Source organism: Modestobacter sp. URMC 112 (genome assembly GCF_053502575.1).
On record NZ_CP199957.1, the window covers coordinates 1623495 to 1649049 of the forward strand.

Sequence of the window (25555 nt, forward strand, 5' to 3'; positions counted from 1 at the left end):
ACGCGGTGTGGGTGCTCTGTGGGTGCTCTGTGGGTGTGACCGGCCGCCGGCGGCCGACAGGCTCGCTGCCATGACCGACACCACGAACCGCCCGCTCACCGACGTCTCCGACATGGTGGTGGTGCACCGCGCCTTCCGCCGCGAGTTCCGGCTCCTCCCGCTGCTGGTGCGCGCCGTCCCGGCCGGCGACACCGCCCGCGCCGCCGTCGTCGCCGGGCACGCCCGGCTGGTCCTCCTGGGCCTGCACCTGCACCACACCGGGGAGGACGAGCTGCTGTGGCCGAAGCTGCTGGACCGCTGCACCTTCGACGCCGCCCTGGTCCACCGCATGGAGGGCCAGCACGAGCGGGTCGAGCACTCCATCGCGCGGCTCGGTCCGGCGCTGGACCGGTGGGAGGCCGAGGCACGCCCGGCCGTCACCGAGGAGGTCGCCTCGACCTTCGACGAGCTCGCCGACGCCCTGCTCGAGCACCTGGACGAGGAGGAGCGGGAGATCCTGCCGCTGGCCGCCACGCACATCGCGCCCGAGGAGTGGGCGCAGCTCGGGGAGCACGGCATGAGCAGGATCGGGAAGTCCCAGCTGCCGATCCTGTTCGGGTCGGTGCTGGAGGAGGCCACGCCGGCGGAGCGGACCATGATGCTCCGCGTGGTGCCCCCGCCGGTCCGGCTGCTCGTCCGGACGGTGTTCGCGTGGCAGTACCGGCGCTACGTCACGAGGGTGCGGGCCGCCGGGTGATCCGGGCGGCGAGCCGGGGGACGTCCGGCAGGCGCAGCCCCCGGCCGCGGTCCCAGGCCCGCCCGAAGGTCTCCTCGTCCAGCTCGGCGCGGACGGCGGGCAGCCACCGCCGCGCGTTGTCCAGGTCCGGCGGGAAGGCCACCGCCACGGACGCCGCCTCCGCCGTCGCCGAGCCCGCCGCGAACAGCTCGGCGGCCAGCTCCCACTGGCCGCGCTGCGCCGCGAGGACGGCGAGCCCCGGCAGCGTGTAGACCATCGTCCAGCTGGTGCCCACCTCGGCGGCGAGCGCGGCCGCCTCGACCAGCCGGCGCAGCGCCGCCTCGCCGTCCCCGGTCAGCTGGGCGAGGCTGGCCTGGGTGTTGAGGACGACGGCCAGCGCGAAGGGCCCGCCGGCCTGCCGGGCGATCCGCTCCGCCTCGGCGAGCGTGGCCCCGCTCGCGGCCAGGTCGCCCCGCCCGAGCTGCAGCTGGGCCAGCGCGGTGACCGCGTGCGCCTGGGCCATCGGGTTGGCGATGGCGTGGCTGGTCCGCACGGCCTCGTCCACCCGCCCGGCGGCCTCGGCCAGGTCGCCGAGGAACACCGCCGCCGTCCCGGACAGCACCTGCGCCTCGGCGAGCAGGTCGCCCGCGCCGATCGAGCGGGCGCCGTCGGCGGCGGCGTCGGCCACCGACAGCGCCCCGGCGACGTCGCCCGTCGCGTAGCGCAGCCCCGCCAGCGTCAGGTCCAGCGCGGCCTGCTCGGCGCGCGTCAGACCGGGGCCGTCGGCCTGCTCGACCAGCTCCATCCAGCTCAGGCCCTCGGCGGTGTGGCCGCGGACCGTCCAGTACATCCAGGTGTCCGCCCCGAGCTGGGCCGCCGTCCCCGGTCGCCCGCAGGCGACGAGCCGGCCGAGCGAGGCGCTCAGGTTGGCGTGCTCGCGTTCCAGCCGCTCCAGCCATGCGGCCTGGTCCGGCCCGCGCAGGCCGCTCCGCGCCGCCACCGCCAGGTCGGCGAAGAAGTCCGCGGCCCGGTCGGCGACCGCGGCCGCCTCGCCGGCCTCCTCGAGCCGGGCGGCGGCGTACTGCCGCACCGGCTCGAGCATCCGGTAGCGGTCGCCCGCCGGGACCACCAGCGACTGCTCCACCAGACCGGCGAGGGCGGGCAGGACGTCGTCGCCGCCCACCCGCTCGGCGGCCTCGAGGGTGAACCCGCCGGCGAACACGGCCAGCCGGCGCAGCAGCACCTGCTCGGCCAGGGTCAGCAGGTCGTGGCTCCAGTCCAGGGTCGCCCGCAGGCTGCGCTGCCGCTCGGGCAGGTCGCGGGAGCGGGGGCGGCCCATCGCCTCGTCGAGCCGGGCGAGCAGCTCGGCGGGGGAGAGGAACCGCGCGTGCGCGGCGGCCAGCTCCAGGGCCAGCGGCAGCCCGTCCAGCCGGCGGCAGATGGCCGCCACCTCCGCGGCGGTGCCGTCGGTGAGCGGCACCGCCCGGCCGGTCGCGCGGGCGCGGTCCAGGAACACCTGTGCGGCGGGGGAGGCGGCGACCGCCCCCGGCTCCGGGCCGGTGGGCACCGGCAGCGGGTCCAGCGGCAGCTCCCGCTCGGCGCGCACCCGCAGCGCGGCCCGGCTGGTGGCCAGCACCACCAGGCCCGGGCACCGGGCCAGCAGTTCGGCCACCTCGGGCGCCGCGTCGAGCAGGTGCTCCAGGTTGTCCAGCACCACCAGCCGCCGGCGGCGCCCGAGGAACGCGGCCAGCGCCTCCAGGTCGGGCTGCCGGGCACCGAGCGCGCGGGCGACCGTGGGCAGCACCAGCCGCGCCTCCCGCACCGGCGCGAGCTCGACGACGGTCACGCCGTCGGGGAAGCCGCCGGCCACCGCCGCCGCCACGTCCAGCGCCAGGCTGGTCTTGCCGACCCCGCCCGGGCCGGTCAGCGTCAGCAGCCGGGTCGCGCCGGAGGTCACCAGCTCCGCCACCTCCGCCCGCTCCCGGTCCCGGCCCAACAGCGGGGTGGGGAGCGAGCGGACCGGCGGAGGACCGGCCGCCGGCGGCGGGAGGTCGCCGCCCGCCGGGCGGGCGGCCGCCGCCAGCGACGCGCGGTCGGCGTCACCCAGGCCGAGGGCGTCGCCGAGCGCACGCAGCGTGTGCGGCTGCGGTCGCCGCCGCTCGCCCCGCTCCAGCGCGCCGACCGCCTTGGCGGTGAGCCCGGCGCGGTCGGCGAGCTCCTCCTGGGTGAGCACCGCCCGCTCGCGGAGCGACCGCAGGCGCGCGGCGAACTCGCCGGGCCCGCCCGTGCCGCCGCTCACCGGCGGAACGTAGCAGCGGGCCCGGCCGCCGGACCGCTCGCGGACCCGGTCAGCGCAGCGCGTGCTCGCCGAGGAAGCCCAGCACCATCGGCACGAACTCCTCGGCCCGCTCGACCCCGAGGGCGTGGCTGGAGCCCGGGCCGGTGAACAGCTCGTGGCGCGCGCCCGGGATGGCGTCGGCCACCTGCTTGCCGTGCCAGGGCGGGGTCAGCAGGTCCTGCTCGCCGGCGATCACCAGGGTCGGGGCGGTGATCTCCCCGAGCCGGTCGAGGGTGTCGTGGGCCAGGTCGGCGTCCCACTGCTCGGCCGTGGTGCGGATCTGCTCCTCGGTGGAGGGGAACAGCGGGAGCAGCTGCTGGATCAGCTCGCCGAACTCCGGGCTGTCGAGCAGCTGCGGGGAGAACGCGACGCCGAGCGCGCCGAGCGCCGCCTCCAGGTCACCGGTGCGCCACGGGTGCGCCAGGCCGGTGAGCATGGCGCGCTGGAAGCCGTCGGTCCGGGCCCACGTGCAGTACAGGACGAGCGAGGCGACCTTCGCCGGCTGGGCCAGGGCCAGCTCCTGCGCCACGGCGCTGCCCAGCGAGTAGCCCAGCACGTGCGCCCGGTCGACCTCCAGCGCCTCGAGCAGCCCGGCGGCGTCGGCGGCCAGCGAGGCCACGCTGATCGCGCCGGTGCCGCGCTCGGACCCGCCCATGCCGCGCAGGTCGTAGGTGATCACCCGGTACGAGCCGGCCCAGGCCTCGGCGATGTCGGTCCAGAAACCGAGCGACTGGCTGGTGCCGTTGATCACCAGGAGGGGCTCGCCGGTGCCGTACTCCTGGACGGCGACCGTGGTGCCGCCGACCTGGACGGTGCGCGGCGCGGACGCGGTGGGTGTGCTCAACGGGGCTCCCGGTGCTCGACGGAGGGGTGTGTCCGGGAGCACACCACATCCGTCCGACACCCGGTAGGCAGCTCTTGGTAGTAGCCCGCGACCGTTGTGACCGGGCTCACACGATGTCGCCGCGGAGTGGTAGAACGGCGGGACGGGGATCGGCTGCGACGACGTCCGCCGTCCCGAACTCGATGTGGGGAGCGGCCATGACGATGACGCAGGCGTCCGGGACGGCGGTGCAGGAGCGGGTCGAGCACGTCGACGTGCTGATCGTGGGGGCGGGGATCTCCGGGATCGGCGCGGCCTACCACCTGAAGGAGCAGCTCCCGGGCAAGAGCTACGTCGTCCTGGACGCGCTGGAGAGCCACGGCGGCACCTGGTGGACCCACCGGTACCCCGGCGTCCGCTCCGACAGCGACCTGTTCACCTTCGGCTACCGGTTCAAGCCCTGGCGCGGCCCGTCGATCGCCACGTCGGAGGAGATCCTGCACTACCTCGAGGAGGTGATCCGGGAGAACGGCCTGGACGCCCACATCCGCCACCAGCACCGCGTCACCGCCGCGAGCTGGTCCACCGAGGACCGGCGCTGGACGGTGGACGTCACCCGCACCGACACCGGTGAGCAGCTCCGCTTCACCACCGACTTTCTGTGGATGTGCCAGGGCTACTACCGCCACGACCAGGGCTACACCCCGGAGTGGCCGGGCGTGGACCGGTTCCGCGGGCGGATCGTGCACCCGCAGAAGTGGCCCGACGACATCGACCTCACCGGGCAGCGGGTGGTGGTGATCGGTTCGGGGGCCACGGCGGCGACGCTCATCCCGGCCATCGCCGAGACCGCGGCGCACGTGACGATGCTGCAGCGGTCGCCGACCTTCTTCTACGCCCGCCCGAAGACCCACGAGCTGGCGACCACGCTCCGGGCGCTCGACGTCCCGGAGGAGTGGACGCACGAGATCCTCCGCCGCGCGTACATCGCCGAGCTCAACGAGCTGACCCGGGTCTCGGCCGAGTCGCCGGAGGACGCGCGCACGTTTCTCATCGAGTCGATGCGCCCACTGCTGCCGCCGGACGTCGACATCGACAAGCACTTCAACCCCACCTACCGGCCCTGGCAGCAGCGCATCGCCGTCCTGCCCGACGGCGACATGTTCACCGCGATGCGGGAGGGCAAGGCGTCGGTCGTCACCGACACCATCGAGACCTTCACCGAGAACGGGATCCGGGTCAGCTCCGGCGAGGTGCTGGAGGCCGACGTCGTCGTCACGGCCACCGGCTTCGACCTCAGCGTCTTCGGCGAGGTCGCCTTCACCGTCGACGACCGGCCGGTCGACTTCGCCGACACCGTCACCTACCGCGGCCTGATGTTCACCGGCCTGCCCAACCTGGCCTACGTGTTCGGCTACTTCCGGCACAGCTGGACGCTGCGCGCCGACCTGATCAGCGACTTCGTGATCCGCCTCCTGCAGCACATGGAGGAGAAGGGGGCGACCATGGTCGTGCCGACGCTGCGGGAGGAGGACCGGGACATGCCGCTCGGTCCGTGGGTCGACCCGGAGAACTTCAACCCCGGCTACCTGGCCCGGTCGATGCACCTGATGCCCAAGCAGGGCGACCGGGAGCCGTGGACGCACCTGCACGAGTACGTGGTCGAGCGGGACATGCTCCCGGCGGCGGACCTGGACGACGGGACGCTCGTCTACCGGTGACGCCGCGGGCCGGGACCGGACTCAGTCGGCGGACCGCCACCGGGCCTGGTCCTGGCCGCGCTTGGTGCTGCAGACCATCACCCGGCCGCGGTCCGTCACGCCGGTGGCGCCCTCGGGTGCGCAGGCCGCCCCGGGAGTGACCGCGACCGGTGCCGGGACGGGTGCCGGCTGGGGCGCCGGAGCAGCGGCCGGGGCGGGCTGGGGTCGGGGCTGGGGCGCCACCTGGGCGGTCGGCCGCGCCGCGGGCGCGGGCGCCGGCTGGGCCGCGGGCGCCGGCTGGGCCGCGGGCGCAGGGCCGGGAACGGGGACGGGGAGGGGTGCCGGGACCGGGGCCGGGAGCGGGGCGGGTGCCGGCCCGGGCGGCGGGGCGATCACCGTGCTGCCGGTCGCGGTCGCGATCGTGTTCGCGGTCGGGGCCGGCATCGGCGCCGGAGCGGCGGTCGGAGTCGGGCCGCCGAGCCGAGCCGGCGGCAGGGCAGAGGGGAACGGCGCCGGCGCGGTCGTCGGCGCGGGTGCGGTCCCCGGCGCGGGGCGGCTCGTGCCCGCGTCGGACAGCGGGCTCGCTCCCGGCGCCGGAGCCGGGACCGACGTGGTGGCGCCGCCGACGCCCAGACCGAGGACGGCGACGGCCGCCACCACCCCGGCCGCCTTCCGCGAACCGATGAACGCCCACCGCGCCGTCCCGATGACCAGGGCGAAGAGCGCGACGAGGAACCCGCAGGCCCCGGCATACACCAGCCCGCCCCCGACCCCGCCGGTGGCGACGCCGGAGCGGACGGTCAGCAGCACCCCCACCCCGACGACGAGCAGCGCGGCCCAGTGCCGGCCGGTGCGGCCCGGCTGCCCGGGGTCCGCCGGCGATCCCGGCTGCCCGCCCGTGCCGTCGTCCGCTGAGCTCCCCGGTGTCATGGTGGCCGGAAGGTAACCGGTGGGCGCCGGCCGGGACCGGTCCGCGGGCGACCCGCCGACGGGGCCGTCCCAGCCGTCACAACCGCCCCGCCGGGGGCCCGCAGCCGCCCCGCCAGGGCCATGGGGGGTCCGCCGGCCGGGTCAAAGGTACCCGCCCGGTTCCGGCGCCCGGCCGGTCAGGGCGGTCCGCTGCTCCCGCAGGGCGTACAGCTCCGCGAGGGTCGCGGGCCGAGGCGGGGCCGCGCCGCCGGGGCCGAGCCAGGCCCGCGCCTCGGCCGGGGAGAGCCGGGTGAAGTCGACCGCGCTCAGGCAGCGCCCCGGCCGGGTGATCGCCGGGTGCAGGCTGCCGACGTCCTCGTTGGTGGTGAGCAGCACGACCACCCGCAGGCCGTGGCCGAGGATGCCGTCGCACAGGTTGAGCAGCCGTCCCAGCGAGGCGCCGGCCCGCTGCTTCGCGTCGGTGCGCAGGTACTCGTCGCAGTCCTCGGCGACCACCAGCCGCCACCGCCGGTCGTCCGCGGCGTCCTCGTCGTCCCCGCCCGCGCCGGCCACCTCGAGGAGGTACCGCGGATCGGCGAACAGGCGCTCGGGGTCGGTGACGTAGTGGGTGTCGCACCAGCCGGACCAGGCGCGGCTGAGCGCCCGCGCCGCCGTCGTCTTCCCCGTGCCCGGCTCCCCGTGCCAGAGCACCAGCCGGCCCGGCCGTCGGGTCAGGTCGTCGACCGCCATCAGCGCCGCCAGCGGCGCGGCCGACCCAGCGGCGTAGTTGCGCGCGACCTCGGCCCACGCAGGTGCGGTGACCCCCCGGGTGGCCAGCTGGGCGTCGCCGTCCGCCGAGGACCAGAACCGCATCCGGACGGTGCCCTCCGGCTCCGCCGCCGCCGTGCGTGCCGCCGAGGTCACCGACGCCAGCAGGGCGTCGGCCGCGGCGCCGGTCGCGCCGACCACGCGCACCCGCGTGACGTCCCGCCGGCTCTCCACCTCCACGATCGTCCCGGGCAGCTCGGCGCACAGCGTGCGGTGCCGGTCGAACCGCTGGTCGAAGCGCAGCACCGCCCCCGCCGGGAGCAGGGCGGCCAGGTCGTCGACGGCGCCCGGGACCGACGCGGCGCGGTGGTGCGGCATGGCACCGCTCCACTGGGCCCGGATCATCAGCGCGGTGCCGAGGTCCTCCAGGTAGTCCAGCGCCGTCCGGGCCGGGCCCGCGGGCAGCGGGGAGCCGGCGGGCGTCGACGTCATCGGCAGCTCCGACCGGTCGGTGGTCCAGGTGGCCGGCGGACCGTACGTCCGGCCACCGACAGGAACAGGTGCACGGGCGGGCACGGTTGGGCGGTCCGCCACCCGGGCACCCGGCAGGACGAGTCCGAGTCGAGGAGGCCGTCATGGCAGGCATGATCAGGAAGCTCGTGGTGTCCGGAGTGGCGGCGAGGCTGCTCCAGGAGGCCCGCAAGCCGCACAACCAGCAGAAGATCAAGGACCTGGTCGCGCAGCTGGCGAACAAGCGCGGCGGCTCGGGCGGCCGTCCGCCGGGGGGCCGCACGCGCTACTGACCGGACGCCACGCGGCCGCAGAGCTGACCGGTCCGAGTGGCACCGGCCCGGTGGGTCGGGGCCGGCGGGACCGGCGGTGCGGCCGGGGGACGGCGCGGGCCTGCTGCGACCAGTGGGACGGCCGTGGCGGACGCGTGCGCTCCGGCCGGTGCGGCACGTCCGCCGCTCCATCGCGTCCGCTTACGGTGAGTGCTGACCCGCTCACCGGGCGGCTGTACCGCTCATGAACCCCAGGAGCGCGCACCATGCCGCCGCCGGCCACGACCCCGAGCACCGACCTCCCGCACCGACCGGCCCGCCGGATCCGCACCCGGCGGCCGCGCCGCCGCGTGGGGGTCGCGCTGCTCATCGGCATCGCGCTGGTCGGCTCGGCCGCCTGCAGCGCCCCGGCCGCGGAACCGGCCGCCGCGTCCAGCGCGCCGACCACCACCACGCCGCCTCCGCCGCCACCTCCGCCGCCGCCCGTGCTGTGGCCGTTGACCGGGCTGGAGAGCGGAGCCGTGCCGGCCCGCCCCGCGCTCGCCGTGAAGATCGAGAACTCGGTCGAGGCCCGCCCGCAGACCGGCCTCGGCGCCGCCGACATGGTGTGGGAGGAGGTCGTCGAGGGCGGCATCACCCGCTTCGTCGCCGTCTACCACTCCACCCTGCCGGCCGAGCTCGGGCCGGTGCGCTCCATCCGCCCGATGGACCCGGCGATCGCCGGACCGCTGCGCGGCCTGTTCGCCTTCTCGGGCGGGCAGCGGCCCTACATCGACGCGGTGGCCGCCGCCGGGCTGCAGGTGGTCAGCCACGACGCCGGTGCCGACGGGTTCGACCGGATCGGCAGCCGCTCGGCACCGCACAACGTCTACGCCGACCCGGCGCTGCTGCTGGCCCAGGCCGACCCGGCGCACCAGGCCGCACCCGGCCCCCAGTTCGACCACGCCGAGGCCGGCGCCCAGCCGACCGCGGTCACCTCCGGCACGCCCGCGGCCGCGCTGCGGCTCACCCTCTCCCGGTCCAGCAACCCGGTCTGGACCTGGAGCCCGCCCGACGGCCGCTGGGTGCGCGCCGAGGGGGCCAAGCCGGCGGTCGAGGCGGACGGCACCCCGGTGCGCGCCACCAACGTCGTCGTCCTGCGGGTCGACGTGGTGAACACGGCAGCCAAGGACCCCGCCGGCAACCCCGTGCCCGAGACCGTGCTGGTCGGCTCGGGTGAGGCGCTGGTCGCCACCGGCGGCGCCACGGTGCCCGGGCGCTGGACCAAGAACGGCGTCAGCGACCGGCTGGTGGTCACCGGCCCGGACGGCAACCCCGTCCGGCTGGCCCCCGGCACCACCTGGGTGGAGCTGGTGCCGAACGGCTCGGGGGCCGTCGCCGTCGGCTGAGCCACGGCGTCCGCCGTTCGGGTGCCCGCGCTCACTCTTTCGGCGGGATGTTCACGCTGCGTCACCGGCTATCGCGGTCCGCGCTGTTGTATCGGCTCAGATGCCGAGCGACTGCGGGGGAGGACCGGGATGACCAGGACCGGGATGAGCGGGTCGAGGAACGTGCGCTACCGGGCGCTGCCGGTCTCCTGGCCCACCCGGCTCCGGCTGCGGCTGGCCGCCCGGGCGGACCGCCGAGCCGGGCTGCCGCTGGGCATGAGCCAGGAGACCACCCCGGTGCTGCAGGACCTGCTGGCCCGGCACGACGACGCCTGCGAGCGGGAACGGGCCCGCTACCTGGCCGACGTCGCGCCGCTCGCCGTCCGGCTCGGCGCCGTCGAGGCGGAGCTGGTCCCGCTGCACGGCACGCTGATGGCCCGCGCCACCGAGCACGCCCGGACGTCGGTCGCCCCCACCGCCGGTGAGCTGGCCCGCCGCTCGGCCGGCGAGCACGACCTCCCGGAGAGCCTGGTCCGGCAGCGCCGCCAGGCCGAGCACGACCGCCGGGTCGCCGTCGCCGCGGCCGGGCAGGACGAGGCCCAGCAGGCACTGGACGCCGTCCTCGCCGAGCGCGCCCGGCTGGAGGCGTCCTGCCGGCAGCGCGCCGAGATGGCCCGCTCCCGGGTCCTCCGCTACGGCGACCACACCCGCCGCCAGGCCGCCCTCTACCGCCGCGCCCTCACCCGCGGCCACCCGGACGCCGAGGTGCTGGTGAATCGGTGGCAGACCGAGCTGTGCCCGGCGCCGTCCTGGGTCACCGCCGACGCCATCGAACCCTCCCGCGACATCGGGGTGGCCGCGTGACCCGGCGACCCGGGGACGACGCCCCGCACCGGCCCGCCCATCCGCAGCTGCCGCCGCGACTGTCCGCCGTCGACGCCCGCGAGGCCGTGCGCAAGGCGGTCACCGAGCTGCACGCCACCGGTGCGCTGGACGCCGGCAACGCCGACGTGCTGGACGGCTGGCTGGACTCGCTGCGCCCGCAGTGGCACGCCCACCAGACCCTGGACGGCACCGAGCAGGCCGCCGTCGCCGAGCGGGGGGTGGGCACGGCCGAGGCCGCCGCGGTCGCCGCCCGGCAGCGCGCCGCCGTGGCGCAGGCGGAACTCGCGCACACCGAGCGCCTGGTCGCCGCCTACGAGCGGGCGCTGCTGCCCGACACCGGACCGGAGGAGACCGAACGCCGCTCACGCCGTCCCGACCTGGAGCGGCTGGAGGGGCTGACCTCGAGCCGGTGGTCCGCCCGCGCGCTGCTCCTGCTGCTCCCGGTGGTCGCCGCAGGTGACCTCGTCACCTTCTACATGACCCTGGCCGGGCTGCTCCGCGAGGACGCACTGCTCACCTGGGTGCTGGTCGGCTCGTTCACCTTCGCCTCGGTCGCCGTCCTGCACGCCGCCGGGCACACCGCGAAGAACCTGCGGGAGGGGCAGGGCGGGCTGGGCCGGGCCTGGATCGCGCTGATGGTGGCCGCCTGGGCCGCGCTGGGCGGGATCGCCTTCTACGTGCGCACCCAGTTCGTGCCGACGGCGCCAGCGGGTGCCGGGGCGGGGTTCGGCGCCGACGCGGCCGCCGTGGCGCCGACGGGCCCGGACCCGATGCTGTCCGCGCTGCTGCTCGGCGGTCTCTACCTGGCCTCCGGCGTCCTGGCGTTCTGGATCGGCTTCTCCGGCCACCGGCCGCGGATGACCAGCTACCAGAAGCTGCGCGCCGACCTGGTCCGCTGCCGCGCCGAGGCCGGCGCCACCGAGCGCCGGGTGGTCTCGGCGGAGGCGGCGGTGACGACCGCCCGGGCCGAGCAGGAGCGGACGGCGCAGCGCACCGCGGAGGCCGCGCGGAGCATCGACGCCGAGATCGCCGAACTCAAGCAGCTCGCCCGGATCCACCTGGCCGGCCTGCTGGGACAGCCGGCCGCCACCAACGCCGTCACCACCGCCGGCCCGCCGGCCGGCGCGGCCAGCCCGGCCCCGCCCTGGGGCTCGGTCCCGGTGCGGGTCAACGGCTCCGCCCGGCCGACGACGGCCGGCTGACCGCAGCACCCATCGAGAGGACCCCTGTGCGTTCCCGCTCCCCCCTGTGCCGTCTCGCCGTGGCGAGCGGCGCGCTCGCCGTCGCCGTCGGCCTGACCGGCTGCGCGGAGCCCGCCGCGCCCACCGGCGGGCTCGCGCTGGTCGTCGGCGCGCGCAGCAACATGCCGGTGGTGAGCGTGGACGGGGCCGCCGCGGCCGCGCTCGAGGGGGCTCTCGGCGCGCAGTCGGACCTGTCGCTGGTGGTCGCCGACGGCGCGCCGTTCGAGCTCGACGCGTGGCCGCTGCAGGTCAGCGACGAGAACGCGCAGGCCGCCGACGCCGACCGCGCGGCGCACCGGGCGCGGATCAACCAGCACCTGACGACGGCCGCGGCGCGGACCCCGGAGGTCGACCTGCTGACCGCGCTGGAGCTCGGCGCCCGGTCGGTCTCCTCGGCCGCCGGCGGGCACACCCTCGTCGTCGTCGACTCCGGGCTGTCCACCGTCGCGCCGCTGGACTTCACCGGGCCCGGCCTGCTGGACGCCGACCCGGCCGAGCTGGCCGCCAGCCTGCAGGACGCCGGGCAGCTGCCCGACCTGACGGGCGTGGACGTGGTCTTCCAGGGCCTCGGCGACACCGCCGACCCGCAGCCGGCCCTCGGCCGGGCGCAGCGCGCCAACCTGGTGGCGATCTGGACCGCGGTCGTCCAGGCCGCCGGGGCGGACGGCGCCCGGGTCGAGGAGGCACCGCTCGGCGGGGCCGCCGCGGCCGGGCTGCCCCCGGTCAGCGTCGTCCCGCCGGGCAGCAGCGTGCAGTGCACCGCCGGCACGGTGGTGCTGACCGGCGGGGACGTCGCCTTCGCCCCGGACAGCGCCGCCTTCGCCGACCGTGCGGCGGCCTCGGCCACGCTGGAGCCGATCGCGGCGCAGATGGCCGACGGGGAGCTCACCGCCACGGTCACCGGGACGACGGCCCGGGTCGGCGACCCGGCCGGGCAGCGGGCGCTGAGCCTGCAGCGCGCCCAGGCGGTGGCCGACCTGCTCGTCGACCTCGGCGTCCCGGCCGGCTCGCTCACCGTCGTCGGCCTGGGCAGCGAGTTCCCCGGCTACGTCCCCGACTCCGACGCCGCCGGCGCGCTGGTCCCGGCCGCGGCCGCGTCGAACCGCAAGGTGGTCCTCGACCTGGCCGGCGCGTCGGCCGACGTCACCTGCGCCCTGGGCTGACGGTGGACCGGCCGGACGGTCCCCGGCCGCCGGCCCCCGGCGTCCGCGGGTTGCTGTCGGTGCTGCTGGTGGTCGGGCTGTCCCTGGGTGCCGCGCACCTCGCCGGTCCGCCGTCCGTCGGCGGAGCCGCCGAGGCGGCGGGGGTGCCGACCCGGCCGACGCCGGGCGTCGGGTCCGCGGACCGTCCGCTGGGCACGCCGCTGCCGGCACCGCCGCAGGGCGGCGTCCACGGGTTCGTCGCGCTCCAGGACGACGGCGTCACCCCGGTCGGCTACGACCCCTGCCGCCCGGTGCACTACGTCGTCCGTCCGGACAACGCGCCGGTGGGCGGGCAGCAGGTGCTGCACGACGCGGTGGCCCGCGTGGCGGCGGTCACCGGCCTGACGTTCGTCTTCGACGGCCCGACCGACGAGGCCTCCGGCGCCGTGCGGGAGCTCTTCCAGCCCGACCGGTACGGCGACCGGTGGGCGCCCGTGCTGGTCTCGTGGCAGACCGAGGCGGAGAACCCCGAGTTCGCCGGCGACGTCGCCGGGGAGGCCGGCAGCGTCCCGGTGTCCGTGCCCGGGAGCCCGAAGGTGTTCGTCAGCGGCCTGGTGGACCTGGACGCCGCCGCGTTCGCCCGGGTACTCGCCGAGCCGGACGGCGTCCCGCGGGCCCGGGCGATCGTGCTGCACGAGCTCGGCCACCTGGTCGGGCTGGACCACGTGAGCGACCCGGGCCAGCTGATGTACCCGGAGACCGGGGTGCTCGACCTCGCGCCCGGTGACCTGACCGGGCTGGCGCGGCTCGGTGCGGGGGCGTGCGTCCCGGAGGTGTGAGGGCCCTGTGAGGATGGCGCGGTGCCTCCTCCCAGCGCCGGGATCCTGCTCTACCGGCTGAGTCCCGCGGCCGGCTGCGAGGTGCTGCTCGGCCACATGGGCGGGCCGTTCTGGGCCCGCAAGGACGACGGCGCCTGGTCGATCCCCAAGGGCGAGCACGGCCCGGACGAGGAGCCCGCCGACGTCGCCCGCCGGGAGTTCCAGGAGGAGCTGGGCTCGCCCGTGCCGGCGTCCGAGCTGCTGCCGCTGGGCCGGCTGCGGACCTCCAGTGGCAAGCTGCTCACCGTCTTCGCGGCCGAGGGCGACCTCGACGCCGCGACCACGGTCAGCAACACGTTCCCGCTCGAGTGGCCACCCCGCTCCGGCCGCGTCCAGGAGTTCCCGGAGATCGACCGGTCGGCGTGGTTCCCGGTGGCGGAGGCACGGACCAAGCTGGTCAAGGGCCAGGTGCCCTTCCTCGACCGGCTGCTCGCGCACCTGTCCGGCTCCGACGGCCGCGATGGGCCGCCGGAGCCGGACGGCTGACGCCTCAGACCAGGCGGCGGGCGATGTTGAAGCCGTACATCGCGTCCACGCTGGAGACCTTGACGACGTCCCCGGCGGTCGGCGCGTGCACCATCTGCCCGCCGCCGACGTAGATGCCGACGTGGCTGACCGGGCTGTAGAAGAACACCAGGTCACCGGGCTGCAGGTCCCCCCGGGCGACGGGGGAGCCCATCGTGGACTGGACCCGCGACGAGTGCGGGAGGGAGACCCCCGCCGCGGCGAGGGCGAACTGCGTGAGCCCGGAGCAGTCGTACGTGTGCGGGCCGGCGCCGGCCCAGACGTAGGACTTGCCCTGCTGGGCCAGGGCGGTGTCGACCACGGCCTGCGCCGCGGAGTTCGGGGCGGCCACCGACGCCGACGCGACGGCGTCGCCGGTCGGGGCAGGGGCGGACGCCTGGGCGGTGAGCGGGGTGAGCAGCACCCCGGCACTGGCGACGAGAGCGATCGCTGCTCGACGGCCGGGGCGGGAGGGACGACGAGCAGGGGACGTGCGCATGGTCGTCATGGACGACGGGATCTCCTTGTTCTCCGCAACCGCCTACCGAGTTAGCTGACGGGTTCGGGCGGGGAACTCGCCCGGCGCTCGGCACTCGTGCCGGCAGCGCTTCACCCCAGTACTGCGGTGGGTCCCCGGTCCGGGCGTCGGCTCGCTGAGTACGGCTGGAGCCCGGTTCGGCGGTGTCCGGCGGGTGTCACCTGGAACGGCGACGACGGGACCCGGCGGACGCGACGACGGTAAGTGCCGTCTGGGAGTTCGCCGAGCGCACCATGCGTGCTCGCTCGGTTGCTCACGGTAACTCCCCGAGGTGCTCGGGAGGACGACTCGCCGAGCGGTACCTGCGGCTACTCCCGACGGTCCGGAGACGCCAGGGACCGGCGGTGCGCGAGGAGGTTGCGCGCTACATCTGTCCTGTCCTGCGCGAGTCCGAACCGTCGGTCAGTGATCCAGCACGTCCAGCGGCGTAACGACGGTCACTGACGGGCGAGTCTCAGCGACTCCTCGCCGGATCTGCGTTCTCGTCCCAATTGGGTGGCTGGAAGCCACGAGAGCGCGGATCTCACCCGGTGTCGGAAGCCTGCTCAGGTCTCCTCGTCCACGGCGTCCAGATCAAAGCGGGTTCTGTGGCCGTTGGAGGACCCGGCCTCGTCCCACTGGCCGTCCTCGCCCCGCCGGAAGTAGACGGAGTACGCGTAGTCGCCGTTGACGAACAGGTTCACCGCCGCCCGACGGGTCGACACGACCACCGAGTCCACCCGGGCGTCGGCCGCCGCCGACCAGTCCGCCAGGGCGAGGCGCACCAGCCGCTGCCGGTCGGCGTCGTCCACCCGGTCCTGAGGCTCCACCGTCGCAGATTAGGGCAGGTGTCGTCGCCGGATCAGCTGCGTGGCAGGCTCTGGCCGTCGGGCAGGGTGCGGCCGCTCAGCAGTGCCAGCAGCCGGCCGCTGTCGGCGCGCACGGCGTCGCCGCTGCCCCAGCTCCAGTCGGCGTCCTCGGCCTCCAGGCGGACGCCGGCCAGGTCGATGCCGAAGAACGCGCCGCCGGCGGCGGTGAGCTGGTCGAGCACCGCCACCACGGCCTCCGTCGGCGCGACCGCCGGCCGGTCGAGCGCGACCGTGACGTCCAGGGAGTGGATGACGGCGTGGCTCAGCGCACCGGCCGCGCCCCCGCCCGGCGGCTGCCACGCGTGCAGCACCGGGGAGCGCAACGCCGCCAGCAGGTCGGCCTCCGGCAGGGAGCCGTCGCGCGCCGCCACGGTGTTCGACAGCACGGTGAAGTCCCCGCCGGCCGCCGCCATCTCCGCGCCGAACTGCTCGGGTGTCAGCCGTGCCGGCATCGTCACGTGCGCGACCACGTGCCGGACCTGCCACCCCTCGCACAACGACGGGGCGTCCCAGGCCCCCGCTGGCGCGGAGGCGAGCGCGTCGGCGAGGCCGTCGCAGGTCGGTGCCACCCAGGTCTGCAGATCCCTCACGGTCGTTCCTCTCGGGTCAGGCGGGCGAGGTGCTCCTCGAGCGCGTCGAGCGAGCTGAGGAAGCCGGCACGGGCCTCGGGCGAGCGCATCGCCTCGGGCACGTGCCGCTGGCGGATGACGATCTCGGTGCTGCCGTCGCCGAGCTCGGTGAGCGTGCTGGTCGTGTGCACCCCGGTGGCCGGCTCGACCCAGGCCAGCCGCTCGGGCGCGACGACCTCGGTGAACGCAGCCACCATCCGGTGGCTGCCGGAGTCGCCGACCATCAGGGTCTCGAACCGGCCCCCGACGCGCAGCTCGACGACGATGCCGTCCAGCGGGGTGGTCGTGCCGCGCGGACCCCAGAACTGCGTCAGCTCCGCCGGCTCGGTCAGGCACCGCCACACCAGCTCGCGCGGCGCGCGGACCACCCGCCGGGAGACCAGCTCGTCGGCGCTCACCGCGGGCCGCCGTCCTGAACCCGGGCCAGGTGCGCCTCGAGCCGGTCCATCCGCTCCGCCCACGTCCGCCGGCTGTCCTCGATGAAGGACACCGCGGCCTCCAGCGCCTGCGGTTCCAGCCGGCACGGGCGGGTCTGCCGGTGCCGGCCCCGGCTCACCAGGCCGCACCGCTCGAGCACCCCGATGTGCTGGGAGACGGCCTGCAGGCTCATCGCGTACGGGGCGGCGAGCTCGGTGACCGTCGCCTCGCCCTCGCTCAGCCGGGCCACGATGTCCCGCCGGGTGCGGTCGGCGAGCGCGGCGAACATCGCGTCGAGCCGCTCGTCGTCGAAGGTGACCGCCACGGGGTTACTCAAGCACCTGCTTCCTCAAGCGTCAACTTGAACAACCGTCACGCGGCGCTGATCAGGTTGCCGGCCGGCTGCCGGGTCACCCGGCTGGCCCGCACCGCGTGGGCCAGCGCGACCTCCAGGTACGGCAGCAGCACAGGGTGCCGCCGCCGGTGACCGAAGACCGCCAGCGTCCGGGCGAACAGCTCGTCCCGGGTCATCCCGTCCCCGGCGCGGCACAGCGCCACCATCGCGTTGCCGATCTCGTCCGGGTGCACGTGCTCCAGCGGCCGCTCGGCGCTGGACGCCTGGCGCCGGAACCCCGTCCACTGCGCCGGGTCCAGGCCCGGGGGCCAGCGGAACTCCGCCGACGGGTCCGGCAGCAGCGCCAGGATCGACTCGCGGCGCGCCTCGTTCACCCGGGCCACCCCGAACGCCCCCGCGGTCAGCCGGGCCAGCCGCTCGCGGTGCACCGGCCCCTCCGCCGCGATCCCCGCGGCCAGCACCCGCCGCACCTGCCGGGCGACCTCCGGGTCGGTCAGCCGCCGGAACACCTTCGGTTCCCCGGCCGGCTTCGGCGTCCACGGCAGGAACGGCCGCTCGCCGGCCAGCGTCGCCGGCGGCACGGCCGGACGCGCCGTCACCCGCACCGGCGCCGCGCTCCGCGACTGCGCCGCGGCGGCCGTCGCCCCTGCCGTCGACGCCGGAGCGGCCGGCGGCACGGTGACCGGCGGCGGCTCGACCAGCAGCGGGACGGCGGCCGCCGCCGGCAGCGGGGCCGGCGGTGCGGCCGGCGCGGGGCCGACCGCCGCCGCCACGGCAGCTCCCAGCCGGTCGGCCACGGCTCCCGGGTCGGCCAGCCACGAGCCGAGCGACACCCGCTCGACCGCCGGCCAGCCCCGCACCCGGCCCAGCACGTCCACCGGCATCCCGTCCCGGTCCGTGACCGTCTCCCGGGCCGCCCATCCGGGCCCGTCGAGCAGCACCGCCAGCACCGGCTGCCCCGGTGCGCCCGGCCGGGCGACCGACAGGTCCACCCGGAACGCCGACAGCCCGACGTCGGTGCGCACCACCAGTCCGCGGGCCCGCAGCGTCGCCGCGACGTCCTCGCGGTGCGCGTCCGGCCCGCCGCCGGTCCGCGGGACGGCGTCCACGTCTCCGGCCGCCAGGTCCAGGTAGGCCCGCAGCTGCCGGACGCCGAGCGCCGACGTGCCCCCGGCCGCCAGCTGCTCCGGGTCGAACGACGCGTAGACGACGACCTGCCGGCGCGCCCGGGTGACCGCCGCGTTGAGCCACCGTTCGCCCCCGGCGCGGGCGAGCGGACCGAGGTCGACGGGCACCGGCCCGCCGGCCGGGGCCGAGCAGCCCAGCGACAGCAGGACGACGTCCCGCGCCAGCCCTGTCACGTCGTCCACGTGCGCGACGACGAGCGCGCCGGTGTCCAGTGCGGTCCCGACCCGCTCGTCGCCGGTGTCCCGCAGCAACCGCTCCACCAGCGCGCGCTGACCGGGGTGCAGCGTCACGACGGCCAGCGACAGCGCGCCGCCGTCCACCCGCCGGCGCACCTCGGCCACCACCGCCCGCGCCTCGGCCGGGTTGGTCCCCGGCAGCGACCCGTCGCGGTGGAAGGTCCCGGCCACCCGGACAAGCGAGAGCGGCCGTCCGCCGACGGGTGAGGGGAACGTCCGGATCCGTCCGCCGGAGTGGTGGGCGTTGCTGAGCGCGAACAGCGCCTCGTCGGCGCTGCGGTGGTGCCAGGTCAGCTCCAGCCGGGGGAGCCCGGCCCGCAGGCAGGCGTCCAGCAGGCTCTCCGCCGGGGGCGCGTCGGACGTCGGCGACGGCGGCGGCAGGCGGTGCCGGTCCCCGACCACGACCGCGGACCGGCCGCGGGCCAGCGCCCCGACCGCGTCGGCCACCGCCAGCCGCCCGGACTCCTCGACCACCACCACGTCGAACAGCTCCGGGACGGCGGGCAGCCAGGTCGCCGCCGACTCCGGGTCGGCCAGCACGCACGGGAGCTGCTCGGGCCGGGCGTCACCCGCGGCACCCGCCGACCACCCGGCCAGCGCCGCCCGCACCGACGCCCGGGCCGCCGCCGACGCGACCGGGAACCGGCGCGCCGCCTCGTCCTGCCCGCCCGCCTCGTCCCGCCCGGCCGCTGCCTGGCGCTCCTGCAGCGAGGCACGGGCCAGCCCGCGGTCGAAGGCGGGGACCGCGTCCTCGGCCGCCACCGCCCCCTGCAGCAGCGCGGACCGCGCCGCGTCCAGGCCGGCGGCGCGCAGCAGCTCCAGCCCGGTCAGCAGCTCCCGCCAGGCCCGCAGCGACGGCAGGCCGAAGGTGTCGATCGCCCGCCCGGCGCGGGTCGCCGTCCACCGGGAGAGGAGCCCGTCCTCGCCGGCCCACCCGGCCAGCTGGTCGGACGGGGCGGCGCACGCGGGGGACAGCCCGGCCACGGCGTCCCGGACGCGGCCGACGGCGGCGACCGCGGCCGGGTCCCCGGTCGGGCCGGTGAGCAGGAAGCGGCGCAGCGCCGGAGTGAACGGGCGGGGGTGCCCGGCCGCGGCACCCAGCCGGCGCAGCCGGGCGACCCGCCGCTCGACCAGCGCCGGGTCGGCCAGCGGGTTCCACGTAGGGAGCACGCCGAGCCCGGACACCAGGGCCGCGCGCCAGGCCAGCGCCCGGGCCGCCGCCTGGATCTCGACCAGGTCCGCCAGCAGCCCCGGCACGTCGGCCGGGGCCACCCGCGCGTCGGCGCGGAGGACCGGGGCGAGCCGGTCCAGCACGGCGGCCAGCCGCTTCGTCCGGCCCAGCCGGCCCGACGCCGCCGCCTCGGCGCCGGCGTCGGCGAGCTCGGCCAGCGGGAGGTCCAGCGCGTCCGGCAGCGCGACGTCCAGCCCGGCGTGGGTGGCGGCGCAGAAGGCGTTGACCGCGCGCAGCAGGGCGTCCGTGGCCGCCGACCACTCCGCGGTGCCGGTCTCGTCCAGCACCTCCAGCGGGACGGAGCCGTCGACCAGGTCGGCCAGCACCGCGGCCAGCACGCCGAGGTCGTCCGCCGTCCGCACCCGGGTGAGCACGTCCGCCAGCGGGCCGCCGGCCGGCAGCCCGTCGACGGCGCGGTCCACGGCGACGACCGCCGCCTGGACGGCGACCGGGTCGACGTCCGGCCGGTCCAGGAAGCCCCACGGGTGCCCGGCCCGCGGCTCGGCGGGGGCGGCGCGGGCGGGCAGCGCGGCCAGCACGTCGCGGACCGCGCCCACCGTGCGCACCGACGCGTTCGCGGCGAAGGACCCCGGCAGCAGCAGCTCGGGGGAATCGTCGGCGGGCAGCACCCCGCACCGGGCCGCGTACAGCGAGAGGCCGGCCGAGTTCGGCTCGTGCAGCCGCCGGACGGCGTCGTGCAGCCGTCGGCGCAGTGCGGGCAGCTCGTCGGCGCCGTCCGCCGGCACGTCGGGGGACGCCGCGGGCGCGAGGGCCGCGCCGGTGCGCAGGTCGCCGACCACCGGGCCGAGACCCGCCGCGGACAGCCGGCCGGCGAGGTCGTCGAGCGCCCTCCCGTGCCCGGCGACGACCAGCACCCGCCGGCCGTCGGCGACCGAGCGGGCCACCAGGTTCGCGACGGTCTGGGTCGCCCCGGTCCCGGCGGCCGCGTCCAGCGCGAACGTCCGCCCGGCGGTGGCCGCGGCCACGGCGCGCAGCTGCGCGGAGTCGGCCGGCAGCGGCAGCGTCGCGGCCAGCTCGTCCAGGTCGCCGTCCACCGCCACCCGTGGTGCTCCCGGTGCCGAGAGGGCGGGTGCTCTCGGTACCGGGAGCACCGGGGGCGGGACGGCGGCGAGGGCGGCGACCACGGGGTGCCGGGCGAACGCCTCGCCGTGCTCGTCCAGGTCCGCCCACGCCCGGGAGGGCGCGGCCGGGACGACGGCGAGCTCGGCGGTCGGCTCGACGGTCGCCGGCACGTCGGCGGCGGCGAGCGCGTCCCGTAGCCCGGCGAGCACGTCCTCGACCGACCCGGTCGGGTCTGCCGGCCCGGCCAGGTGGAGCGGCAGCCGCACGCCCCAGTCCCGGTGGAGCTCGGCGACCAGCCGCGGGTCGAGCCGCCCGGGTCCGGTGGCGGTCAGCCGGCAGCCGCCGGACGGCGTCCCGGTGAGGGCCGCGGGCACCAGCAGCAGCGGCGCCCGGCGCAGCCCGCTGTCCGCGTCCAGCAGCACGCTGCCCAGCGCCAGGACCAGCCGGTGCCCGCCCGGTCCCGCCGCGCCCTCGGCGAGGGAGGCCAGCCGGTCCGGACAGTCCCCCGCCGGGACGTCGACGGAGACCGCGGCGTGCCCGGGCTGCAGCCCGGTGAGCCGGCCCGCGGGCACCAGGTCCACCGCCGCGCCGGCGGCGACCAGGTCGGCGATCGCGGCCGGTCCGCCGGCCGGCGCCGCCAGGGCCAGCCGGTCGACGGGTTCGAGAGCCGGACCCTGCAGGGAGGCGAGCAGGTCAGCCTGCCACTGCTCGACCGGGTCCGCCGTCCGGCCGTCGGCCAGGGTAGAGCGGGCCGGCGGGGACTCGACCGACCGCACCGGCAGCGGACCGAATCCGTCCACCCGGGCGCGGTGCACGTCGGTGACGCCGACGACCTCCGACCGGTCCCCGGTCAGCCAGGCCGCGTGCGGGGTGCGGTGCAGGTCGCCGAAGGTGGCCGGCTCGGCGTCCGCCGTCAGCATGGTGGCCTCGACCAGCTGGACGGCCCCGGACTCGACCAGCTCCACCAGCCCCTCCACCGAGGTGGTGGCCGTCGACGCCGCGCAGCCGGGGACCCGCCAGTAGCCGACGAACGCGTGCCCGCGGCCCGCCGCACCCGCGGCGACGACCCACAGCAGCGGCCGGATCCCGGCCTGCTCGAACGCCGCGGCCAGCACCAGGACGGTGTCCAGGCAACTGCCCAGCCGGTCGTCGAGCACCTCGGTCGGGGTGCGCAGCCGCTGCGGGGTGCCGGCCCAGTCCGAGGGCGTGGCGTCCAGCCGGATGCCGCGCCGGCGGACCGCCTCCACGATCGCCGCGGCGCGCTCGTCGACCCGGGCCGGCCCCGAGGGCGCGGCCGCGACCGGGTGGTCGCCGGTGCGCCCCTCGAGCAGGTCGGTGGCCGCGCCGACGAGCGTCGCCAGCGCGGGGTCCTGGGGGCGCACGTGCGCGGCGAGGGTCTCCAGCGCCAGCGGGGCGGGGCTCCCGAGCCAGTCGTCGGCGGCCAGCACCCGGACCGGGACGACGGCCCGGCCGACCTCGCGGCCGCCGGCGCGCACCGCGACCTCGACGGTGCCGGTGCAGCTGCGGGCCATGTCGGCCATCACGCCGGCGTCCAGCCGGAGACCGGGGTCGCCCAGCTCGACCGGGCCGGGCCCGAGGTCGGTGACCACCTCGACCGGGTCGCCCAGCGGACGCTCGGTGGTGTGGACGGTGAGCCGCACGGTGGCGCCCCGCACCCAGCCGGCGGTCGACGTCAGGGTCACCCGGGACAGCAGCGGGACCCCCGCGCGGGCGAGCGCCCAGCTGAGCACCGGCAGCGCGTCGACCCGGACGCGGACGTCGGTCGGGACGTCGCCCGGGGATCCGTGCCGCGGGCCGGTGCTCTCGCCCATGCGCACCTGTCTACCGCCGGGGGCGGGCCCGGTGGGGGACCCCGGGCCGGGGCTGTGACGGGCGGGGCAGACGTGCCGATCGACGGCGCAGCATGATCACGGTCACAGCGATGTCACAGCCGGCGACGCCGCGCGCCAGTGATCGCGGGGACCTCGTCCAGAGCTTCATCACGAACCGTGACCTTCGCTAGCTTCGCGCTCGTTTACGACGGAGCTACGGACAGGCGGGAGACCGGGCATGGAGCGGAGCAGGAGAGCCGCGGTGGCGGCGGCTGCGGCGGCGCTGGTGGTGGGGTCGCCGACAGCGGCGCTGGCAGGGGCCGACGGCGGCTCGACGGGGGACGGCACCGGGAACCCGGTCACCGTGGTGGGGGAGGGGCTGGACGGCCCACGGCAGCTGAGCCGGTACGAGCACGGCAAGCTGGTCGTCGCGGAGTCCGACACCGGCGAGGTGTCCTCGGTGGACCGGGCGACCGGCGAGGTCGAGACGCTGCTGTCGGGCCTGGCCAACCTGCAGGGCGTCGACCACCACGACGGACACCTGTACATCGCGCTCGGCGAGGCACCGCCCGAAGGGGAGATGCCGCCCGAGGAGGCACCGCCGGAGGGCGAGCCCGCCCCGCCGGAGGGCGAGCCGGCACCGCCGGAGGGGGAGCCCGCACCCCCGGAGGGCGAGCCGGCACCGCCGGAGGAGCCGACCGCGTCGGGCGACCCGGCCCCCGCCGACGAGCCCGCGGACACCGAGCCCGCCGGCGGGACCGAGCCGGCTCCCGAGGAGGCCCCGCAGGGCTCCGCGCTGCTGGTCGCCACGCCGGACGGCGAGGTCGTCCACACCTACGACCTGTTGCAGTACGAGCTGGACAACAACCCCGACGAGCAGGTGCAGTTCGTCGACGGCCAGCCGGTCGACGCGCTGTCCAACCCCTTCTCCGTCCTGGCCCAGGACGACCGGGTGCTGGTCGCCGACGCCGGCGCCAACGCCGTCCTGTCCGTCGACCTGGACAGCGGGGAGATCAGCACCTTCTTCGTCCCGCCGTCGATCACCGGCGACGAGGTCGCGACCTGCGGTGTGCGGCCGAACAACGACCCCGAGGAGTTCAGCTGCGACTCGGTGCCCACCGAGCTCGCCGAGGGCCCCGACGGCATGATCTACGTCGGGACGCTGGGGGCCGAGGTGCCGGGCGCCGGCCGGGTCTACGTGCTGGACGAGGACGGCGAGCGGCAGCGCACCATCGATCACCTCACCGGGATCACCGGGGTGGCCGTCGACCGCGACGGTGCGGTCTACGCCTCGGAGCTCTTCGAGGGTGCGCCCGCGGAGGAGCCCGGGGCGGACTTCGACCCGTCCGTCGTCGGGCAGATCGTCCGGATCGACGAGGACGACGCCCGCACCACGGCCCAGGTGACGATGCCGACCGGGCTGGAGTCCACCAGCGCCGGCGTGTACGCCTCGGCGTGGAGCATCGCCGCCTTCCTCGGCATCCCCGCGCGCGGGGAGGTCGTCCTGGTCGACGAGGACGCCTTCACCGGTGAGTGGACGGCGCCCGACGTGGACACGGTGATCGAGGAGCCGGCACCCGCGGAGGAGCCGGCACCCGAGGAGGGCACCGCACCCGAGGAGGGGACGGCACCCGAGGAGGGCACCGCACCCGAGGAGGAGACCGCTCCCTGACCGTCGGGGACGGCGCTGCGGCGGCCGGCGGGGACTCCCGCCGGCCGCCGCGGTCGTGTCCGGGGCTCAGTTCACGCGTTCCAGCGCGCGGGTGAAGCTCTGGTTCCACAGGCTCAGGTGCGGCCAGCGACGCCGGACCACGTCGGTCGCCTCGGCGGCCGAGAGCCCCTGGTCGCGCCGCATCCAGGCACGCAGCACCAGGCCGGTCCGGGACTGTCCTGCGAAGCAGTGCACCAGCACCCGGCGGCCGTCCGCGCGGAGGGCCGCGACGTCGTCGAGCACGTCGGTGAGGACGGCGTCCAGCTCGCTGTTGGCGTCGTCGTCGGTCAGGTACGCGAAGCGCTGCACCTCGTGCCGGAACCGGGTCCCCGTCCGGCACAGCGACACCACGGCGAAGTCGGGGGAGCTGTGCCGCGCTCCGTCGAGGTCGGCCGCCCAGACCCCGTCGGCCACCTCCCGCGGCTCCAGGCCGGAGCTCTCGGGGGCCTCGTAGGGCGGCGCGGTCGACCCGTCCAGCGCCGCGGCCAGGTGGTGCAGGTCGGCCAGCTGCCACAGCCGGTCGGCGCCGGGGACCCGGCCGTGCACCACCGAGGTCCAGCGCATCGGGATGCGGGCGATCCCGTGCACCGCGCCGGCCAGCCCGCCGGCGACCGCGGCCAGCGTGTCGGTGTCCCCGCCCCGGTCGATCACCAGCCGCAGCACCTCCGCGACGTCCCGGCCGCGGCGCAGCGCCCAGACGGCGGTGCCCAGCGTCGGCCAGACCGCGCCGTTGCGCGTGGTCGCCCGGTCCGGCGTCCAGTCCGGGGACAGCGCCTCCGCCCAGCGGTCGCGGTGGCCGGGGGCCACCTGCTCCAGCGTCGCGGGGAGCTCGGACAACGGGTCGCCGCCGTCCAGGGCCACCCGGACCAGGTCGGCGAAGACCGCGCAGCCCTCGCCAGCGGCCGGGTCGCCGTGGGTGAGCGCGGACTGGCGGCGGGCGGCGTCCATGGTCGCGGCCCGCCCCTCCCGGGCGAACCGGATGGCGACCGGCGTCATGCGCATCATCGAGCCGTTGCCCGCCGCGTGCCCGTAGCGGGCGAAGTGCTCGGCGGCGGCGACCTGCCACGGGCGTCCAGAGCCGAGGACGGCGCGGGTCTGCCCGCCCACGTCCGGGGGATCGGCGGCCAGCCAGTGCCGCAGCCGGTCGAAGACGTCGGCCTCGTCCAGCCCGCCGTGCTCCAGCAGCGAGCCGGCCAGCAGCAGGCCCTGCTGGGTGTCGTCGGTGAAGTGGCCGGGCGCCCAGTGCAGCGACCCGCCCCCGCACATCTCCGTCCGCACCCCCCGGGCGGGCGCCGGGAAGCGGGCGGAGAACCGTCCCGGCGGCCCGAACTCGAACGGGGCACCCAGCGCGTCGCCGACGGCCGATCCGATCAGCGCGCCGGCGACGCGGTGGGCACGGGGCATCGACGAGGGCATTCGGCCTCCAGCGCTCGGG

At 77.2% G+C, this 25555-nt stretch carries 21 protein-coding genes and 1 riboswitch; of the genes, 10 read left to right on the forward strand and 11 right to left on the reverse strand.

Features of this window, described 5'->3' with window-relative positions; genetic code table 11:
- The first annotated feature begins 70 nt into the window (after positions 1–70).
- Positions 71–736 (forward strand): hemerythrin domain-containing protein, encoded by a 666-nt coding sequence (locus ACWIX6_RS07680; protein WP_448616248.1) that lies wholly within the window; start codon positions 71–73, stop codon positions 734–736.
- On the opposite strand, the gene ACWIX6_RS07685 is transcribed toward ACWIX6_RS07680, so the two are convergent.
- Positions 711–3014, reverse strand: a complete 2304-nt coding sequence (locus ACWIX6_RS07685; protein ID WP_448616249.1) for an ATP-binding protein — start codon at positions 3012–3014, stop codon at positions 711–713. The genes ACWIX6_RS07680 and ACWIX6_RS07685 overlap by 26 nt on opposite strands.
- A 49-nt stretch (positions 3015–3063) precedes the next feature.
- On the reverse strand, positions 3064–3897 hold the full coding sequence (locus ACWIX6_RS07690) for an alpha/beta fold hydrolase (protein WP_448616250.1): 834 nt from the start codon (positions 3895–3897) through the stop codon (positions 3064–3066).
- Between the two features lie 197 nt (positions 3898–4094).
- On the opposite strand from ACWIX6_RS07690, the gene ACWIX6_RS07695 reads away from it, so the two are divergent.
- Positions 4095–5597, forward strand: a complete 1503-nt coding sequence (locus ACWIX6_RS07695; protein ID WP_448616251.1) for a flavin-containing monooxygenase — start codon at positions 4095–4097, stop codon at positions 5595–5597.
- A 21-nt stretch (positions 5598–5618) separates the two neighbouring features.
- Here ACWIX6_RS07695 and ACWIX6_RS07700 read toward each other — a convergent pair whose 3' ends face one another.
- Both ACWIX6_RS07700 and ACWIX6_RS07705 read right to left on the reverse strand, forming a co-directional pair.
- The gene (locus tag ACWIX6_RS07700) at positions 5619–6506 is read right to left on the reverse strand and encodes a hypothetical protein (protein ID WP_448616252.1); all 888 of its coding nucleotides are present in this window, start codon (positions 6504–6506) and stop codon (positions 5619–5621) included.
- Positions 6507–6647: 141 nt separating this feature from the next.
- Entirely contained in the window at positions 6648–7745 is a 1098-nt protein-coding gene (locus ACWIX6_RS07705) for a DUF5925 domain-containing protein (protein WP_448616253.1), read from the reverse strand.
- 143 nt (positions 7746–7888) lie between these two features.
- On the opposite strand from ACWIX6_RS07705, the gene ACWIX6_RS07710 reads away from it, so the two are divergent.
- From ACWIX6_RS07710 to ACWIX6_RS07740, 7 genes are all read left to right on the forward strand, one after another.
- Positions 7889–8056: a hypothetical protein gene (locus tag ACWIX6_RS07710; RefSeq protein ID WP_448616254.1), complete on the forward strand. Its 168-nt coding sequence runs from the start codon at positions 7889–7891 to the stop codon at positions 8054–8056.
- Positions 8057–8301: 245 nt separating this feature from the next.
- Positions 8302–9423: a DUF3048 domain-containing protein gene (locus tag ACWIX6_RS07715; RefSeq protein ID WP_448616255.1), complete on the forward strand. Its 1122-nt coding sequence runs from the start codon at positions 8302–8304 to the stop codon at positions 9421–9423.
- A gap of 129 nt (positions 9424–9552) precedes the next feature.
- On the forward strand, positions 9553–10266 hold the full coding sequence (locus ACWIX6_RS07720) for a hypothetical protein (protein WP_448616256.1): 714 nt from the start codon (positions 9553–9555) through the stop codon (positions 10264–10266).
- A complete protein-coding gene (locus tag ACWIX6_RS07725; RefSeq protein WP_448616257.1) occupies positions 10263–11489 on the forward strand; it encodes a hypothetical protein in 1227 nt (408 codons plus the stop codon). The genes ACWIX6_RS07720 and ACWIX6_RS07725 overlap by 4 nt, the downstream gene beginning before the upstream one ends.
- A 59-nt stretch (positions 11490–11548) precedes the next feature.
- On the forward strand, positions 11549–12691 hold the full coding sequence (locus tag ACWIX6_RS07730; RefSeq protein ID WP_448616258.1) for an OmpA family protein: 1143 nt from the start codon (positions 11549–11551) through the stop codon (positions 12689–12691).
- A gap of 2 nt (positions 12692–12693) precedes the next feature.
- Positions 12694–13509 (forward strand): matrixin family metalloprotease, encoded by an 816-nt coding sequence (locus ACWIX6_RS07735; protein ID WP_448616259.1) that lies wholly within the window; start codon positions 12694–12696, stop codon positions 13507–13509.
- Positions 13510–13530: 21 nt separating this feature from the next.
- Entirely contained in the window at positions 13531–14034 is a 504-nt protein-coding gene (locus tag ACWIX6_RS07740) for an NUDIX domain-containing protein (RefSeq protein ID WP_448616260.1), read from the forward strand.
- A 4-nt stretch (positions 14035–14038) separates the two neighbouring features.
- On the opposite strand, the gene ACWIX6_RS07745 is transcribed toward ACWIX6_RS07740, so the two are convergent.
- The 6 genes from ACWIX6_RS07745 to ACWIX6_RS07770 form a co-directional block, all read right to left on the reverse strand.
- A complete protein-coding gene (locus ACWIX6_RS07745) occupies positions 14039–14560 on the reverse strand; it encodes a C40 family peptidase (protein ID WP_448616261.1) in 522 nt (173 codons plus the stop codon).
- Between the two features lie 16 nt (positions 14561–14576).
- Positions 14577–14713, reverse strand: a riboswitch (cyclic di-AMP (ydaO/yuaA leader).
- Positions 14714–15135: 422 nt separating this feature from the next.
- Entirely contained in the window at positions 15136–15399 is a 264-nt protein-coding gene (locus tag ACWIX6_RS07750; protein WP_448616262.1) for a hypothetical protein, read from the reverse strand.
- A gap of 32 nt (positions 15400–15431) precedes the next feature.
- Positions 15432–16028, reverse strand: coding sequence for a maleylpyruvate isomerase family mycothiol-dependent enzyme (locus ACWIX6_RS07755; RefSeq protein ID WP_448616263.1), 597 nt, complete (start codon positions 16026–16028; stop codon positions 15432–15434).
- The gene (locus tag ACWIX6_RS07760; RefSeq protein WP_448616264.1) at positions 16025–16465 is read right to left on the reverse strand and encodes an SRPBCC family protein; all 441 of its coding nucleotides are present in this window, start codon (positions 16463–16465) and stop codon (positions 16025–16027) included. Before ACWIX6_RS07760 ends, ACWIX6_RS07755 begins: the two co-directional genes overlap by 4 nt.
- Positions 16462–16821, reverse strand: a complete 360-nt coding sequence (locus tag ACWIX6_RS07765; RefSeq protein WP_448616265.1) for an ArsR/SmtB family transcription factor — start codon at positions 16819–16821, stop codon at positions 16462–16464. The genes ACWIX6_RS07760 and ACWIX6_RS07765 overlap by 4 nt, the downstream gene beginning before the upstream one ends.
- Positions 16822–16856: 35 nt before the next feature.
- A complete protein-coding gene (locus tag ACWIX6_RS07770; RefSeq protein WP_448616266.1) occupies positions 16857–22409 on the reverse strand; it encodes a DUF4011 domain-containing protein in 5553 nt (1850 codons plus the stop codon).
- Between the two features lie 262 nt (positions 22410–22671).
- Between ACWIX6_RS07770 and ACWIX6_RS07775 the strand changes: the two genes are divergently transcribed.
- Positions 22672–24081, forward strand: a complete 1410-nt coding sequence (locus ACWIX6_RS07775; protein ID WP_448616267.1) for a ScyD/ScyE family protein — start codon at positions 22672–22674, stop codon at positions 24079–24081.
- 66 nt (positions 24082–24147) lie between these two features.
- Here the strand turns inward: ACWIX6_RS07775 and ACWIX6_RS07780 are convergent, their stop codons facing one another.
- Positions 24148–25536, reverse strand: a complete 1389-nt coding sequence (locus ACWIX6_RS07780) for an ADP-ribosylglycohydrolase family protein (RefSeq protein WP_448616268.1) — start codon at positions 25534–25536, stop codon at positions 24148–24150.
- Positions 25537–25555 lie beyond the last annotated feature (19 nt).